Genomic DNA, 15640 nt, shown 5'->3' with positions numbered 1-15640 from the left:
GTGTGATGACTCCTCCGGGAGATGCCCCGTCGCAGCAGGCTAAAAAAAGCAGCACGGGCGAAAAAATCCGCATCCATGACTTACATGCCTATTACGGCGAGTCACATATCCTGCATGGCATCGATATGACGGTGATGCAGGGTGAACTGGTGACGTTGCTGGGCCGCAACGGTGCGGGCCGTTCCACCACCCTCAAAGCCATTATGAATATGGTGGGCCGGCGGACCGGCAAGATCAACATTAACGGCACCGATACCATTCCGTTACCGGCGCACAAGATTGCCCACCTGGGCGTGGGGTACTGCCCGGAAGAGCGGGGCATTTTTTCCAGCCTGAATGTGGAAGAAAACCTCATGTTGCCGCCGGATGTTCGTTCCGATGGCATGTGCGTTGAAGAAATTTACGAACTTTTTCCTAATCTGGCGGAACGACGTTTCAGCCAGGGCACCCGGCTGTCCGGTGGTGAGCAGCAGATGCTGGCGATGGCGAGAATTCTGCGTACCGGCGCGAATATCCTCCTGCTGGATGAGATTACTGAGGGGCTGGCGCCGGTGATTGTGCAGAAGCTGGCACAGGTACTGCAGATGCTGAAGGAAAGAGGGTTAACGATTTTACTGGTGGAGCAGAATTTCCGTTTTGCTGCGCCCATTGCCGACCGTCACTATGTGATGGAGCACGGCCATATTGTCGAGGAAGTAAAGCAGCATGAACTGGCTGCTAAGACGGATTTGCTGAACACCTATCTGGGTGTGTAACCGGATTAACTGAAAGCGTGAATAAAAATAAGAGCTTTAAAGGAGTGACGTTATGCAAGCGATGAAGAAAACCCTGATGGCTGTGGCGATGAGTGCAGCTGTTGCCGTAACGGCCCAGGCAGAAGGTGTCTCGGATGATGTGGTTAAAATCGGCGTACTGGCGGATATGGGCGGTGTGTATGCCGATATCTGCGGCAAAGGCTGCGTAACTGCGGTTGAGATGGCCGTAGAAGATTTTGGCGGCGAAGTACTGGGTAAGCCGATTGAAGTGATCAGCGCGGATGATCAGAACAAACCGGATGTGGGGTCGGCTAAGGTCCGTCAGTGGATTGAAAGCGAACAGGTGGATGCAGTGAATGGTCTGGTGGCGTCTTCAGTGACCGGTGCGGTCACCAAAGTACTGACGGATGCGAAAAAAGTCGCACTGATTTCCACCTCTGCCAGCCATGCGTTTACCACCAAGGCCTGCTCGCCTTACAACGTCCACTGGACCTATAACGTTGCGGCGCTGGCCAACGGCACCGTGAAGCCCATGGTGGATTCCGGTAAGAAGAAATGGTTTTTCATCACCGCTGACTATGCCTTTGGCCATGCGTTAGAAGGCATTGCCACCAAGGTGATTAATGAACAGGGCGGTGAAGTAGTCGGGGCCGTCCGGGCGCCGTTAGGCACCACTGACTTCTCTTCCTATGTACTGCAGGCACAGGCTTCCGGGGCGGATGTTATCGGCCTGGCAAATGCCGGTACCGATTTCGTGAACGCGCTGAAAACCTCCGCAGAGTTTGGCCTGACCGAAACCTCTGATGTAGCCGGCCTGCTGGTGTTCACCCATAACGCCAAGGCGCTGGATCCGGCGATTGCTGCCGGTATGAAGGCAACCACCGGTTTCTACTGGGATATGGATGACCAGACCCGGGAATGGTCGGCACGCTTTAAGCAGCGTCACGGATCGATTCCTGCCATGGGGCAGGCCGGTGCATATTCTATGACCATGCATTACCTGAACGCCATTAAGGCGGCCGGTACCGATGATGCGGATGCGGTGATGGCGATGATGAAGGCGACCAAACCGGATGATTTCTTCGCCCGTAATGCTTACCTGCGGAACGATGGCCGTATGGTTCACGATATGTTGCTGGTGAGCATTAAGGACGCCGCGAGTCGTCAGTCGGATGATGATATCTACAACATCGAGGCGGTTATCCCCGGTGATGTCGCGTTCAATCCGATGATGGAGTCCTGCAATTTCGCAGCGAAATCCTGATTACGCGGGTTAGGGAAGGGCTGCCGGGACTGGCAGACCTTCCTGATTTTTACCTTTTATAACAATAAAAATACACAGCAACTGATCCCCGGTTGGCTGTTGTGCTCAGTGTCACAAGAGATTCTGCCGTTCGGAGCGAAGCCATGGCGACATTATTCGGAATTAATCTTTTTGCCCTTTCCGGGCAGCTGCTGGTCGGTCTGATCAACGGCTCTTTTTACGCCCTGCTGAGTCTGGGGCTGGCAATCATTTTTGGTCTGTTAAAAATTATTAACTTCGCTCAGGGCGCGATGTATATGCTGGGGGCATTTCTGGCATGGATGGCGCTGCAGTATTTCGGCATCAATTACTGGGTCGCGCTGGTGCTGGTGCCGTTGGCGGTAGGGGGCTTTGCGATTCTGATCGAACGTTTTCTGGTACGTCCGATCGCTAAGGAAGATCACCTTTACAGCCTGTTGCTGACCTTTGGTCTGGCACTGATTCTTCAGGGGCTGTTCACGCAGCTGTACGGTTCGTCCGGGCTGGCGTATCAGATTCCTGCGGAGCTGAAAGGCGGTACTAAACTGCCGTTTATGTACCTGCCGAATTACCGGGCCTGGATCATTATTGCCTCACTGGTCGTGTGTGCCACAACCTGGTGGGTAATCGAGAAAACCAAGCTGGGCGCATATCTGCGGGCGGGCACCGAAAACCCGCAACTGATGCAGGGCTTTGGCATTAACGTACCCCTGATCACGACACTGACGTTCGGCTTTGGTGTGGCGCTGGCAGGCTTTGCCGGTGTGCTGGCGGCTCCGGTGTATTCAGTCAGCCCGGAGATGGGCTCTAATATTCTGATTGTGGTGTTTGCCATTGTAGTGATTGGCGGCATGGGCTCCATCGGCGGGGCGATTCTGACCGGCCTGATGATGGGCGTTGTTGAAGGCCTGACCAAGTTCTTTTACCCGGAAGCATCCAGCACAGTGATCTTTCTGGTGATGGTGATCGTGCTGCTGTTAAAGCCCGCCGGTCTGTTTGGTAAAGAAGCATGAGGGGCGAAACGATGAAAGTGAATAAGTTATATCTGAGTCTGTTTGGCCTGTCGCTGGTGGCACCGCTGATATTGTATCCGGTATTCCTGATGAAGGTGTTGTGTTTTGCGCTGTTTGCCTGCGCGTTTAACCTGCTACTGGGCTTTGTCGGCCTGTTGTCTTTCGGCCACGCGATCTTTCTGGGCACCGGCGGCTATATCACTGGCAGCCTGATGCTGAATACCGGCATTACCCCGGAACTGGGGATTCTGGCGGGTACCCTTGCAGCAGGTGTACTCGGCGCGGTTTACGGCAAGCTGGCGGTCAAACGTGAGGGCATTTACTTTGCCATGGTAACTCTGGCGCTGGCGCAGCTGGCCTTCTTTTTCTACCTTCAGGCGCCGTTTACAGGCGGTGAAGACGGTTTGCAGGGGGTCCCGCGGGGTAAGCTGTTTGGCCTGATTGATCTGTCGGATAACATGGTGATGTATTACTTTGTACTGGCGATCTTCCTGTTCGGTTTCTGGCTGATTCACCGCACCATTCATTCGCCTTTTGGTCAGATATTAAAGGCCATCCGTGAAAATGAGCCAAGGGCTGTTTCGCTGGGGTACAACGTCAATGACTATAAGTGGGTGGCGTTCATCATTTCCTCGGCGCTGGCCGGGCTGGCAGGGTCGACCAAGACGCTGGTGTTCCAGTTGGCATCCCTGACCGACGTGCACTGGCATATGTCCGGTGAGGTGGTACTGATGACTCTGCTGGGCGGCATGGGCACGATCTTTGGTCCGGTGGTCGGTGCCGGTGTGGTGGTGACCATTCAGAATTATTTGTCCGGCGGGGAGCTGGGTAACTATATCAGTATCATTATGGGCGCTATCTTTATTGTATGTGTACTGGCATTCCGCAGCGGTATCGTTGGGGAATTCCAGAAGATGGTGAAGAAGAATTTCTAGTCACCGGGTGACAAAAGGATTAAGTATGACCGTTGAAAATGACGCAATTGTAATTGTTGGCGCAGCCCGTACCCCGATGGGCGGCATGATGGGCTCACTCAGTGAAGTACCGGCGCCGCAACTGTGCGCAACCGCCATTGCCGCGGCAATGGCACGGGCCGGTGTGGCCGGTGATCAGGTTGATGAAGTCATTATGGGCTGTGTGTTGCCGGCGGGTTTAGGCCAGGCACCGGCACGGCAGGCAGCAAGGGCTGCAGGCATTGCTGATGCTGCCGGAGCGACCACTATCAATAAAATGTGCGGTTCCGGTATGAAGGCGGTGATGCTGGCCCATGACCAGCTGAAGGCCGGCCAGGTGGATGTGATGGTGGCCGGCGGCATGGAGAACATGAGCCTGTCGCCTTACCTGCTGCCTAAGGCCCGTGCCGGGATGCGCATGGGGCATCAGCAGGCGTTGGATCATATGTTTTATGACGGCCTGCAGGATGCTTACGAAGGCGGGCTGATGGGCAACTTTGCCCAGCAAACTGCGGATAAATACGGCCTGACCCGCGAAGCGATGGATGACTTTGCCATCGGGTCGCTGGAGAAGGCGAATAAGGCCATTACAGAAGGCCGTTTTAAAGCCGAAATTGCACCGGTAACGGTCAGCAATCGTAAGGGCGACACCGTGGTGGATGTTGATGAACAGCCGGGTAATGCCCGGGTGGATAAGATCCGCACCCTGCGGCCGGCCTTTGCGATAGACGGCACAGTAACCGCAGCCAATGCCAGTTCGATTTCCGATGGCGGTTCCGCGCTGGTGCTGATGCGCGAAAGTACTGCCAGAGCGCAGGGGCTGAAGCCGCTGGCGAAAATTGTTGCTCATTCAACCCATGCTCAGTTGCCGGAAGACTTTACCATCGCGCCGATCGGAGCGATTCAGAAGGTGCTGGACCGCAGTGGCTGGGGTAAGGGTGAGGTTGATCTGTATGAGATCAATGAAGCCTTTGCGGTGGTGACCATGCTGGCCTGCCAGGAACTGGGGCTGGACAGCGACAGGGTGAATATTCATGGCGGTGCCTGTGCGCTGGGCCACCCGATTGGTTCATCCGGTTCACGGATTCTGGTCACGCTGCTGTATGCCCTGCAGCGAAAAGGGTTACAGCGGGGAGTCGCTTCGCTGTGTATCGGCGGGGGAGAAGCAACGGCGGTTGCCGTCGAAATGCTGTAAATCAGCGGTGTGTTAAGCGATTAAAAAAAACGCCCTGTTGGGCGTTTTTTTATGTTTTGAAGGTGCGACCTTTCAGAGGGTTAAGGCCGCTCAATGCCCAGACGTTTAAGATAGTTTTCTAAACAGGTAATTGCTTCTGCCGGCGTTACCGGATGTTTACCTACCGAGGCCCGAATCCAAAAGCCGTCTATTAAGTTGCTGATTTCGTGGCTTATCTGGTCAGGATCATGCTCTGTTAACAGGGCTTTTAAAATATGTTTGAGGTTGCTGTGCATGCGGTTGTGAATGACTGCCTGTATCCGGGCGAAGGTGTCATTGAAAGGTACTTCACTGCAGAAGGATACCCATAGGCGGGTTGTCTGAGGGTTAAACCAGTGGGGGGCGAAGTTAATATCCAGGATTTTGAAGAGCTTTTCGGTTGGCGTTTCTGTCCGGCCCATTTCCTTAACCAGTTCGGCGCGTAGCTCAGCATTTACATGACGGATAGCCGCTTCAATAATTTCCGCCTTATTTTTGAAATAGTGATGCACCATTCCCTGTGACATGCCCGCGGTTTTACTCAGTTTTGCCACAGTGATGTTATGCAGACCCTCGGCATGAATGGTATCCAGCGTTGCCTGCAGTAACTCTTCCCGACGAATGTCTTTAATTTTCTTTCGCATACATAACCCTCTGCAGCAGCGTTTGACTCGCCGTTGCTTATTCTGCTTTCACTATAACTGAAAAAAAACTTCTAGTTGAGTTCAAGGCGTTGTTTTCTTAGGGGTAACTGTTTGTAGATAAGTGTGTCGATTAAAAAATTGGTTGAGTGTCCAGTATTTTGGTTGTATGTTAAATAAAAAGTAATCATCCAAAGGTACTCATGATGAAAAATAACAACCAAGCATTACTCTCAAGTGCGGTGCTGGCAGTCTCTCTGACGACGGCGACGGTCTCTGTTGCCAGTGACTGTCAGACGGTTCAGCTGGCAGAGCCTGGCTGGACGGATCTGGCCTTTACCAGTGGTGTGGCGCAACTGTTACTCAACGGGCTGGGGTATCAGGCGTCGGTGGATATTCTCGGCATGTCGGTGATGCTTGAGGCCATGAAGAACAGTGATATTGATGTGATGATGGGATACTGGGATCCGGCGATGGATACCTACATCAAGTCATATATTGATGAGGGAAGCATTGAGAAGGTTGCTGTAAATCTGGTGGGGGCTAAGTACACCTATGCCGTGCCTCAGTATGTGTACGATGCCGGCGTCACGGATATCAATGATCTGCATAAGTATGCCGATAAGTTTAAGAAGAAACTCTACGGGCTTGAGCCGGGCAGTAACAACATTATTCTGGATGCCATTGCGGCCGGGAAGTACAACCTGGGTGGCTGGAAGGTTGTTGAGTCCAGCGAGCAGGGGATGCTGGCGCAGCTGAAGCGGGCTGAGCGACGTTCTGAATGGATTGCTTTTCAGGCCTGGGAACCTCACCCGATGAATGTGAAATTTGATATAGCCTACCTGACCGGTACTGATGATACCTATGGCCCTGACTTTGGTGGCGCGAGTGTTCACACAACGGCCCGTAAAGGCTATCTGGAGGCATGCCCTAACGTGGGACGTTTACTGCAGAATATGACATTTACACTGGACATGGAGAACGTGGGTATGGGCTATATCCTTGATGACGGTATGACGCCCCAAGAGGCTGCCCGCACTGTCATCCGGACGAATCCTGAGGTGCTGAATACCTGGCTGGAAGGGGTGAAAACCCTGCAGGGAGGTGACGGGGCTGCAGCCGTTTCGGATTATCTTGAATCCTGAGCCTGAGGTATCTGAACATATGGCGTTAGCAGGTGTGACTGAGCCAACCCCTGACGGGGCGGGTATTCGTCTGGCATATGAAGTTCATGGTGCAGAGAATGACCAGACATTGCTTCTGATCCAGGGGCTGGGCATGCAGCTGACAGACTGGCCGGCACCGCTGGTCAGCGCGCTGGCCAGCCGGTATCGGGTTGTTCTCTTTGATAACCGCGATGCGGGACTGTCTTTTAAAACAGAAGTGCCGGCGGATGTTGCACCGGTTTATGTCGCTCACGAGATGTTTGAGGTTCCCCCTGAATACAGTACTTATACATTGTACGATATGGCGGCCGACGCTCTGTATCTGATGGATTGTCTGGAAGCAGAACAGTTCCATGTGTTGGGGTTTTCGATGGGAGGGATGATTGCCCAGATACTCGCTGGCGGGCATCCCCGGCGGGTTTTAAGCCTGGTGTCTCTGATGTCTTCCGGTGGTGAGGCTGAGATTCTGTCAACTCAGGCTGCGACGGAAAAAATGAATCAGTCCGCCAGGCGCTTCCCCGCGGAGAAAGCGGTTGATCTGATGGTATCGGGCTGTGAGATTTATGCAGGCAGTCAGACCGTTATCAGCGGCGAGGCGGCCCGCCACTGGGCTGAGACAGCAGTCAGGCGAAGTTATTGTCCGGAAGGGATTTATCGACAGGGGCTGGCACTGCGGGCCACCGGTTCACGGCAACATGTGCTGGAATCTGTGACGGCACCAGCACTGATCGTTCACGGCAATGAAGACCCCTGTATTCACTGGAGCCAGGGGCAGCGTGCCCATGAGCTGATTGCGGGCTCTGAATTCTGGTTGGTGGAAGGGCTGGGGCATGATTTTCCGGACGGGTTTGTGCCTCGTCTGACTGACAGGCTGGCGTGTTTCCTGTCAGGCATTCAGTGTTGATAGCGTCGCTGGAATTATCTGCACGGAAAGGTTTGTCGGGCTATAAAATAGCGAAAAACTACCCATCCGGGATGAGTGTGCACGGAGGCCCGGACGGGTAGCTTTTCGCTAGGGGTAAGTATAGTCCGGCTCGGTAGGGTGGCAAATATTCAGCTGGAAATTTTTGAGGAGGCTGTTTTTAAAAGCTTTATTTCCGGTTTTGAGGCTTTTCTTTCGGTTGAGCAGGCCCTGGTTGTTGGCCTGCCGGGGCCCTGCTTAAGGCTATATTCCGTTTATCGCATGCTATAATCGCCCCACTCAATCTTACATTCCAGGGACGGACTGTTAACATGTTTCACACCTTAATCTGCGCGGTGACGCGTGATGAATCCATCAGCCGGCATCAACTGTCCGGTGGTGCTGTTTTTCTGTTCAGGTTTTCTGGCAGAACCGCTAACTTCCTAATGAAAGCCCTCTGTTTATATACCCGGAGGGCGGCATGAAATTCATAAACGTTTTGCTCCTGTGGCTACTGGTGAGCGTGCCGGCAGCAGGCAGTAATCTGAATGTTGTAACCTTTAATGTTGATTCCTCCGCCAATACCTATCCGTACCGGGTCGGTGAGATCATTCAGCAACTGAAGCGGCCTGAAATACTGGCGTTGCAGGAAATTGATAACGAAAAAGATCTGGCCTGGTATGCTGCTGCCGCTTCACTGGACAGCGGTTACCGCTACCGCTACGTCATGAGCCGTGCAGGCAGGAACCGTGAGTCTGACCGGCTGAATGATCATCTGGCAATTGTTTATAACGGTACTGTGTTGCGCCTGTTAGAAATGATTGAGCTGGATGCTGTCCGTTCAAGGCCTGACACGTCCAGTCTGGGGGTAGAGGATATGCGTTTATTGCCGGTTTTATTTGCGCGTTTTCAGCACCGGGCCAGTAAACAGGAGTTTTATGTCGGTAATGTGGATTTTAAATGTTGCAGCAGTGGCGAAGCGATCCGTGCACATCAGGCCCGGTTGCTGGTGGAGTGGATTTCCCGCACCAATGTGCCGGTCATTCTCACCGGCAACTTCAGCATCGTTCTGGACCCGGAGTATCTGACGAACATTACATCAACAGCTTTTAACCGGCTGACAAGAACGCTGAAGTGGCTGAAACCGTCGAATCCTGTGAAGACGTTGTGTGATCCCCATTATGATTCGATGACGGATCATTTTTTTCTCAAAGGAGGGCTGGCAGTTTCGGATGTAACTGTGCTGTTTCAGGAGGACGAGTATTGTGAACGGAACAGTACCGGCGGGCCCGGTTACCGGCCGGTTTCTGCTGTATTTCAGTTTAATCGCTAACGGATTCTGCACCGCCGGCCGGGACTAAGCCGGCAGGGGCTACGGCTCCGGGTCAGGCCGTTCGTTTTCCGGCGGTTCACTCATTCGGGCCTGCTCCAGCAATCGGGTGGCAAAGGTGTCACTGATCATGCGTTCCGGTGTGATCAGATAGTAGCTCTGAAAGACGTTACTCACCTGGCCGATAAGCGTGACCTGGTGGCTGTTTTTGACATCATCCCTGATCAGGATAGGTGCGGGGAAAATTCCCAGACCCTGCTTGCCAAACGCTTTCATCAGGGCGCTGTCGTCTACGTGGCTGACAATACTGACGTTGAGATGTTGTTCATTGAGCCAGTATTCAATGGCCCGGCTGGTGGGGCTGTCTTTACCCGGAAGCACCATTCGTTGCTGGCTGAGGCTGCGGGGAAAGTCTGGCTGTAACTCCCGGGCGAGTGTATGACGGGCATAAAGTCCAATGTTACTTTTGCCGATTTCATGGCAAAAAACTTTAAGGTTGTAGCTGTTATCAGCCGGGGTATCTGACAGGAGCAGGTCCAGCTTGTGAATAGCCAGCTGGCTGAGCAGTTCTTCCTGTTTGCCGTCGATACAGGTGAGTTTGATATTGCTGTCTGAGTTAATGATCGGCGCAAGCCACCGGGTGACCAGCGACTTTGGCAGGGCATCAGAAATTCCCACCTTGAGGGTTTTCAGGTAGGTGTCGTTACCCTGGGTGGTTTCCAGCCACTCTTCAGCAATGGCAAACATGTCGTCGGCATACTGTTTACTGATACGGCCATAGTCGCTGAGTACTAACTGCCGGCCTTTGCGAATAAAAAGTGCTTTACCCAGCCGCTGTTCCAGCATGGAAATCTGGGCACTGATCGTTTGTGGTGTCAGGTGCAGGGTTTTACTGGCTTTGGCTATGCTGCCGGCATTACTGACCACCCAGAAATAGTAGAAGTGGTTGTAGTTTATATTGGTAATCATTCGGCATTTTCGAAGAGAGAGGAAGAAATAATCAGTTTTTATCTTAGCTGATAGCCTATTAAATTATTCTCAACTTAGCCAGTTGGACTATGTTAGATAGATGGCTGTTGATTTTGACGGATGAATTCGGGATCGCACAGGCGTGTATCTATGGAGAGAGTGAATGACAACATTGCGTAATTTCCTGCAGCGTGAGGCGGCGGGCGGTATCTTGCTGATGCTGGCGACGGTGGTGGCTTTACTGATCGCGAACAGCCCGCTGGCGGTATATTACAATTTGCTGATTAATCTGATAGCCGGTGTTTCGCTGGGGGATTTCTCCATTGAAAAACCCTTACTGCTGTGGATTAACGATGGACTGATGGCGGTTTTCTTCTTCCTGGTTGGTCTGGAGCTTAAACGGGAAATCATGGAAGGGGAGCTGGCTAAGCCTTCACTGGTTGCCTTGCCGGCCACCGGTGCGGTTGGCGGTATGCTGGTGCCGGCACTGATTTACCTGAGTTTCACCGCTTCTCAGCCGGAGTTTACCGCGGGCTGGGCGATTCCGGCTGCTACGGATATTGCGTTCGCATTAGGGGTTCTGTCATTGCTGGGCAGGTCGGTACCGGCCTCGATTAAGTTATTTCTGGTGACGCTGGCGATTATTGATGATATCGGCGCGATCCTGATTATTGCGGTGTTTTATACCGAGAGTATTGATCCGGCCGCGCTGGCGGTGGTGGCTGTCTGTATTGTTTTCCTGTGTATTCTGAATTACCGGAAAATCTGCGACATTCCTGCCTATATTCTGCTGGGTGTGCTGTTCTGGATGGCTCTGCTGAAGTCCGGTGTGCATGCGACGCTGGCCGGGGTGGTACTGGCGTTCTTTATTCCGATGCGTGATCCGAAAAATTTACGGTATTCACCGGTCAGGCATTTAGAACACAGCCTGCACCCGACGGTTGCGTTTATAATTTTACCGCTGTTTGCCTTTGCCAATGCGGGGCTGGATCTGTCGTTTATCACCATGGATTCCCTGACCCATCCGGTCACCATGGGTATCGCGGCGGGCCTGTTCGTGGGTAAGCAGGTTGGGGTGTTCGGCTTCAGTTATCTGGTGGTGCGCTTTACCCGGGCCGAGCTGCCTAAAGGGATGGACTTCCTCAGCCTGTACGGGGTTTCGATCCTCTGCGGGGTGGGCTTTACTATGAGTTTGTTTATCGGAACGCTGGCCTTCGAAGAAAGCGGTGTCAATATGCTGATCGATGAGCGTCTGGGTATTCTGATGGCGTCACTGCTCTCTGCCGTTACCGGTTATCTGATGATTAAGCTGGCGATGCGCCGCAGTCAGGTTGCCAGGTCAGCTCTGCGCCGGCGTAAGCTGGCTGAGCAACGGCGCTGATGCTCAACTGATTTTTCTGTTTCTTCTCACCTTTTAATCCAGGGACGGATTATTTTTTTTGAGAATCTCTTCTAACTGCTGTTTTACGGATTATCCGGGCGGTTTATTGATCCCGGACAGTTTGCGCACGGACAACCCCGGTTAACGTAAGCAAGCCATGCTTGGTACGTCACGTAATGCTGTTTATTACATGAGCGGGTTGTAACCAGTTTGGCATCTTTATCGCCGCTGAAGCACATGCATCATTGGCTTTTTAAGGGTGTATCTATTAGGCTAGAACGCACGGATTAAAGGTTGTACGTGTCTGTAATTTGTGTGGTTGTGTATAACAGATACGGTGTCTGAGCGAAAAATATAGTAAGTGTGTAAAGGCAACGGGAATTTGCCGGAAACGGTCCGTTGTGAGTTATATGAAGTTATCATTTGGGGTGTTTTGCAGCGGGCAGTTGAATGCAGATTTTAGTTGTAGATGATACAAAGCTAGTCAGAGATTTACTTGAATCCATTATTCTTGACGCGGGTGACACGCCCTTTCTTGCCAATGGCGCCAAAGAAGCCAAAACCATTCTGAATACCGTTGATATCGATCTGATTCTGATGGATGTCGAAATGCCTAAAATGGATGGTTTCACTCTTACCCGTCAGATCCGTCGTCACCTAGGTGATAACTGGATCCCGATTATTTTCCTTACCGGTAAAAGTGATGATCAGCATCTGGCTGATGCCATTGATGCCGGCGGGGATGATTACCTGACCAAACCGATTAATCCGATTGTGCTTGGAGCAAAGATCCGGGCGATGGCACGTATTGCGCAGATGAAAGCGGATCTGGAAGAAGCGAATCATGAGTTAATGAAGTTAACCCATATTGATCCGCTGACGGAGACCGTTAACCGCCGTGGTCTGGAGGAATCCTTACAACGTGCCTGGAAGTTACATCAGCGGGAAAAAACCGAACTCTGTGTGATGTTCATCGATATCGATCAGTTTAAGCCTTACAACGATAATTACGGTCATCAGCAGGGGGATGTCTGCCTGAAAGAGTTCAGTGCAGTACTGAAGCAGCAACTGCGCCGTCCTGCGGATCTGGTGGCCCGTTTTGGGGGGGAAGAGTTTGTTATTCTGCTCCCGAATACCTCACTGGCAGGCGCAGAGAAAGTTGCCAGCGATATTATCAGCGCACTTGCAGACGCCAGCCTGGCACATGAGTATTCGCCGGTGAAACCCTATATTACTGCCAGTATAGGTATCAGTTCCAGTCAGTTTTCCGCCGGTTCCAGCCAGGCGCTGTTGTCCCAGGCGGACAAGGCACTGTACTTTGCCAAAAGCAACGGCCGTAACCGTTATGCAACCTTTGCAGACAGCGAAGCCGGAATCGCTAAACAGGCCTGACAGGGTCTGTTAGCTATGAGGTGTTCCTGCTGAAATCAGGGTATGCCCACGCCCCGGTCTGTAATTTTCGGTACTGGCTGGGGGATATCCCCATTACCTTTTTGAACACCCGGGAAAAATAATAGGCGTCTTCGTACCCCAGTTGCAGAGCTATTTCGGTGACGCTTTTGTGGCTGCTGTCCAGCAGTTGGCAGGCCCGTTCAATCTTCAGATGAATAAAGTGGCTGATCGGTGTGGTATCGGTCAGTTCCTTGTATTTCTTAATGAAATGATACTTCGATAAATTGACACTGGCGGCCAGTGTCCCGAGGTCCAGCTGTTCATGTAAGCGCGCCTGCATCAGGCTGTGAACCTTTTCCAGATCAAAGCCTTCAGCGGCATGTGCCTGGCCCCGGCTCAGCGGCAATAAAACAGCAATATGTGTCAGTATCTGGCGCAGCTGATTCGCCGCATGCAGATAGGTATTGAGGTGATACTGGGTTTGCCTGGCATCCAGAAAGGCCTGAAAATCGCTGATCAGCTTGCTGTGAATCCCCAAATGAACCACCGGACGATTACGTTTCTCGCTTATCAGCCGAATGAACTGACTGCTTTCACTGCCTGAAAAGTGACTCCAGTAAATGCTCCACGGCTGCTGTTGGTCAGATGAGTACTGATGCGCCTGCCCCCGGGGGAGAATTATCAAATCCCCTGATTTTATACGCCATGTACGCCCATTAACGGTCAGTTTACCGGCCCCCTCCAGACAATAAATAATCAGATTATCGTCATGTTCCTGCCGTTGCATCCGATGGCCGGCTGCCTCCTGATAATAACCGGCACCCAGCGGATACAGCTGGGAAGTGAGCGGATGGTCACTAAGCATGCGGATGATCTTGTGCGGCAGTACAAAGCGGATACTTGCCGTATCAAGTGGCCAGTTTGAAGGCGTACTCATGACTTACTCCGGCAGTTGGGATAAGGTTAGACTAAGATATAAGGGTAAATACCTATTTGTTAGCAATATAATCCATTAAGTCAGCAACTTTATCAATCCTTGCAACTGCTGAGCTGTGCTTTAATCGAATCAATACCTTGCCTGGCAGTGTGAGTGAAACAGGCAAAAACATGAATCAGTAACACGTATCAAAGGTGATCAGAATGACTCAGCAAGTTCCACTGCTTATTAATGGCGAGTTAGTTTCAAGCCGTGCCAGTGAATGGATTCCGGTAACCAATCCGGCGACTCAGGAAGTGCTGGCACAGGTGCCATGCGCGACCTCAGAAGAAGTTGAACAGGCAATTGCTGCAGCCCGTAATGCCTTTGCCATCTGGAAAGAAACTCCGGTCGGGGAACGTGCCCGGCTGATGCTGCGGTATCAGGCGTTACTGAAAGACAATCATGATGAAATTGCGACCCTGCTGGCACAGGAAACCGGTAAAACCTTTGAAGATGCCAAAGGGGATGTCTGGCGTGGCATTGAAGTGGTTGAACATGCCTGCAACATCGCGTCACTGAGCATGGGTGAAACCGTTGAGAACGTTGCCCGCAAAATTGATTGCTACAGCATTACCCAGCCGCTGGGCGTGTGCGTGGGGATTACCCCGTTTAACTTCCCGGCCATGATTCCTCTGTGGATGTTCCCGATGGCCATTGCCTGCGGTAACACCTTCGTACTGAAACCGTCCGAGCAGGATCCGCTGACGCCGATGCGTCTTGCTGAACTGTTTAAGGAAGCCGGCGCGCCGGACGGCCTGTTACAGGTTGTTCACGGTACCAAGGACGTGGTGAACCAGTTACTGACCCATAAAGATACCCCGGCGATTTCTTTTGTCGGCTCGGTGGCGGTGGGTGAACACATTTACCGTACCGGCACCGATCATATGAAACGTGTACAGGCGTTCGCCGGTGCTAAAAACCACATGGTGGTGATGCCGGATGCCCAGAAACAACAGGTGATTAACAACATTGCCGGTGCGTCAGTCGGGGCGGCGGGGCAGCGCTGTATGGCGATTTCTGTGGCCGTGTTTGTTGGCGAAGCCCGTGAATGGATTCCGGAAGTACGCGACGCGCTCGCGAAGGTGCGTCCCGGTGCCTGGAATGATCCGGAAGCCGGCTATGGTCCGCAGATCAATCCGCAGGCTAAAGCCCGTATTCTCGACTTTATCCGCCAGGGTAAAGAAGCCGGAGCAGACTGTATTCTTGACGGTTCCGAATGCGTGGTTGAAGGCTACCCGGACGGTAACTGGGTTGGCCCAACCATGTTCCGCAACGTCACCACGGATATGTCCATTTATACGGAAGAGATCTTTGGCCCGGTCCTGATTGCACTGGAAGTGGATACTCTGGATGAAGCCATTGAACTGATCAATAACAATCCTTACGGCAACGGTACGTCCATGTTTACAGCGTCCGGTGCGGCGGCCCGTAAATATCAGCATGAGATCAAGGTCGGTCAGGTTGGCATCAACGTGCCGGTACCGGTGCCACTGCCAATGTTCTCATTCACCGGCTGGCGTAAGTCGTTCTACGGCGACCAGCATGCTTACGGCAAGCAGGCGGTGCGTTTTTATACCGAAACCAAGACGGTGACTGCCCGTTGGTTCGAAGACGATATTGATACTGGCGTGAATACCAGTATTAACCTGCGCTGATGTATTCGGC

General features: G+C 52.4%; 14 protein-coding genes. 11 read left to right on the top strand and 3 right to left on the bottom strand.

The annotated features are described in order from the left end of the window. The first annotated feature begins 5 nt into the window (after positions 1 to 5). The 5 genes from PCI15_RS15270 to PCI15_RS15250 all read left to right on the top strand — a co-directional run bounded on the left by PCI15_RS15270 (position 6) and on the right by PCI15_RS15250 (position 5198). The gene (locus PCI15_RS15270) at positions 6 to 755 is read left to right on the top strand and encodes an ABC transporter ATP-binding protein (protein ID WP_271274630.1); all 750 of its coding nucleotides are present in this window, start codon (positions 6 to 8) and stop codon (positions 753 to 755) included. Between the two features lie 52 nt (positions 756 to 807). After that, on the top strand, positions 808 to 2019 hold the full coding sequence (locus PCI15_RS15265) for an ABC transporter substrate-binding protein (protein ID WP_271270800.1): 1212 nt from the start codon (positions 808 to 810) through the stop codon (positions 2017 to 2019). Between the two features lie 143 nt (positions 2020 to 2162). Further along, positions 2163 to 3050, top strand: coding sequence for a branched-chain amino acid ABC transporter permease (locus tag PCI15_RS15260; RefSeq protein ID WP_271270799.1), 888 nt, complete (start codon positions 2163 to 2165; stop codon positions 3048 to 3050). A gap of 11 nt (positions 3051 to 3061) precedes the next feature. Further along, positions 3062 to 3985, top strand: a complete 924-nt coding sequence (locus tag PCI15_RS15255; RefSeq protein ID WP_271270798.1) for a branched-chain amino acid ABC transporter permease — start codon at positions 3062 to 3064, stop codon at positions 3983 to 3985. 25 nt (positions 3986 to 4010) lie between these two features. Continuing rightward, positions 4011 to 5198: an acetyl-CoA C-acyltransferase gene (locus PCI15_RS15250; protein ID WP_271270797.1), complete on the top strand. Its 1188-nt coding sequence runs from the start codon at positions 4011 to 4013 to the stop codon at positions 5196 to 5198. Positions 5199 to 5278: 80 nt separating this feature from the next. Here the strand turns inward: PCI15_RS15250 and betI are convergent, their stop codons facing one another. Next, complete coding sequence (gene betI / locus PCI15_RS15245) at positions 5279 to 5860, bottom strand: transcriptional regulator BetI (protein ID WP_271270796.1); 582 nt, start codon at positions 5858 to 5860, stop codon at positions 5279 to 5281. Between the two features lie 203 nt (positions 5861 to 6063). On the opposite strand from betI, the gene choX reads away from it, so the two are divergent. The 3 genes from choX to PCI15_RS15230 all read left to right on the top strand — a co-directional run bounded on the left by choX (position 6064) and on the right by PCI15_RS15230 (position 9257). After that, on the top strand, positions 6064 to 7002 hold the full coding sequence (choX, locus tag PCI15_RS15240; protein ID WP_271270795.1) for a choline ABC transporter substrate-binding protein: 939 nt from the start codon (positions 6064 to 6066) through the stop codon (positions 7000 to 7002). Positions 7003 to 7021: 19 nt separating this feature from the next. Then, positions 7022 to 7927, top strand: a complete 906-nt coding sequence (locus tag PCI15_RS15235) for an alpha/beta fold hydrolase (RefSeq protein ID WP_271270794.1) — start codon at positions 7022 to 7024, stop codon at positions 7925 to 7927. Positions 7928 to 8405: 478 nt separating this feature from the next. Continuing rightward, on the top strand, positions 8406 to 9257 hold the full coding sequence (locus PCI15_RS15230; RefSeq protein WP_271270793.1) for an endonuclease/exonuclease/phosphatase family protein: 852 nt from the start codon (positions 8406 to 8408) through the stop codon (positions 9255 to 9257). A 39-nt stretch (positions 9258 to 9296) separates the two neighbouring features. Here PCI15_RS15230 and nhaR read toward each other — a convergent pair whose 3' ends face one another. Further along, positions 9297 to 10223 carry a transcriptional activator NhaR gene (gene nhaR / locus PCI15_RS15225; protein ID WP_271270792.1) on the bottom strand — a complete coding sequence of 309 codons (927 nt, stop codon included), beginning with the start codon at positions 10221 to 10223 and terminating at the stop codon, positions 9297 to 9299. Positions 10224 to 10386: 163 nt separating this feature from the next. Between nhaR and nhaA the strand changes: the two genes are divergently transcribed. Together nhaA and PCI15_RS15215 are read left to right on the top strand one after the other, a co-directional pair. Further along, complete coding sequence (nhaA, locus tag PCI15_RS15220; RefSeq protein WP_271270791.1) at positions 10387 to 11604, top strand: Na+/H+ antiporter NhaA; 1218 nt, start codon at positions 10387 to 10389, stop codon at positions 11602 to 11604. A gap of 450 nt (positions 11605 to 12054) precedes the next feature. Further along, a complete protein-coding gene (locus tag PCI15_RS15215; RefSeq protein WP_271270790.1) occupies positions 12055 to 12996 on the top strand; it encodes a GGDEF domain-containing response regulator in 942 nt (313 codons plus the stop codon). Between the two features lie 13 nt (positions 12997 to 13009). Here PCI15_RS15215 and PCI15_RS15210 read toward each other — a convergent pair whose 3' ends face one another. Further along, positions 13010 to 13933 carry an AraC family transcriptional regulator gene (locus PCI15_RS15210; protein WP_271270789.1) on the bottom strand — a complete coding sequence of 308 codons (924 nt, stop codon included), beginning with the start codon at positions 13931 to 13933 and terminating at the stop codon, positions 13010 to 13012. 203 nt (positions 13934 to 14136) lie between these two features. On the opposite strand from PCI15_RS15210, the gene PCI15_RS15205 reads away from it, so the two are divergent. Beyond that, positions 14137 to 15630, top strand: coding sequence for a CoA-acylating methylmalonate-semialdehyde dehydrogenase (locus PCI15_RS15205; RefSeq protein ID WP_271270788.1), 1494 nt, complete (start codon positions 14137 to 14139; stop codon positions 15628 to 15630). The last annotated feature ends 10 nt before the right edge of the window (positions 15631 to 15640 follow it).

The organism is Aliamphritea hakodatensis (assembly GCF_024347195.1).
In the GTDB taxonomy this organism is placed as follows: domain Bacteria; phylum Pseudomonadota; class Gammaproteobacteria; order Pseudomonadales; family Balneatricaceae; genus Amphritea; species Amphritea hakodatensis.
The sequence above is the reverse complement of the archived record's forward strand: the minus strand, read 5'-3'. Positions and strand labels throughout refer to the sequence as shown.

Excerpts from the sequence above, each read along its gene's own strand:
- PCI15_RS15270 (WP_271274630.1), top strand. The coding sequence starts at position 6 with ATGACTCCTCCGGGAGATGCCCCGTCGCAGCAGGCTAAAAAAAGCAGC.
- PCI15_RS15265 (WP_271270800.1), top strand. The coding sequence starts at position 808 with ATGCAAGCGATGAAGAAAACCCTGATGGCTGTGGCGATGAGTGCAGCT.
- PCI15_RS15260 (WP_271270799.1), top strand. The coding sequence starts at position 2,163 with ATGGCGACATTATTCGGAATTAATCTTTTTGCCCTTTCCGGGCAGCTG.
- PCI15_RS15255 (WP_271270798.1), top strand. The coding sequence starts at position 3,062 with ATGAAAGTGAATAAGTTATATCTGAGTCTGTTTGGCCTGTCGCTGGTG.
- PCI15_RS15250 (WP_271270797.1), top strand. The coding sequence starts at position 4,011 with ATGACCGTTGAAAATGACGCAATTGTAATTGTTGGCGCAGCCCGTACC.
- betI (WP_271270796.1), bottom strand. The coding sequence starts at position 5,860 with ATGCGAAAGAAAATTAAAGACATTCGTCGGGAAGAGTTACTGCAGGCA.
- choX (WP_271270795.1), top strand. The coding sequence starts at position 6,064 with ATGAAAAATAACAACCAAGCATTACTCTCAAGTGCGGTGCTGGCAGTC.
- PCI15_RS15235 (WP_271270794.1), top strand. The coding sequence starts at position 7,022 with ATGGCGTTAGCAGGTGTGACTGAGCCAACCCCTGACGGGGCGGGTATT.
- PCI15_RS15230 (WP_271270793.1), top strand. The coding sequence starts at position 8,406 with ATGAAATTCATAAACGTTTTGCTCCTGTGGCTACTGGTGAGCGTGCCG.
- nhaR (WP_271270792.1), bottom strand. The coding sequence starts at position 10,223 with ATGATTACCAATATAAACTACAACCACTTCTACTATTTCTGGGTGGTC.
- nhaA (WP_271270791.1), top strand. The coding sequence starts at position 10,387 with ATGACAACATTGCGTAATTTCCTGCAGCGTGAGGCGGCGGGCGGTATC.
- PCI15_RS15215 (WP_271270790.1), top strand. The coding sequence starts at position 12,055 with ATGCAGATTTTAGTTGTAGATGATACAAAGCTAGTCAGAGATTTACTT.
- PCI15_RS15210 (WP_271270789.1), bottom strand. The coding sequence starts at position 13,933 with ATGAGTACGCCTTCAAACTGGCCACTTGATACGGCAAGTATCCGCTTT.
- PCI15_RS15205 (WP_271270788.1), top strand. The coding sequence starts at position 14,137 with ATGACTCAGCAAGTTCCACTGCTTATTAATGGCGAGTTAGTTTCAAGC.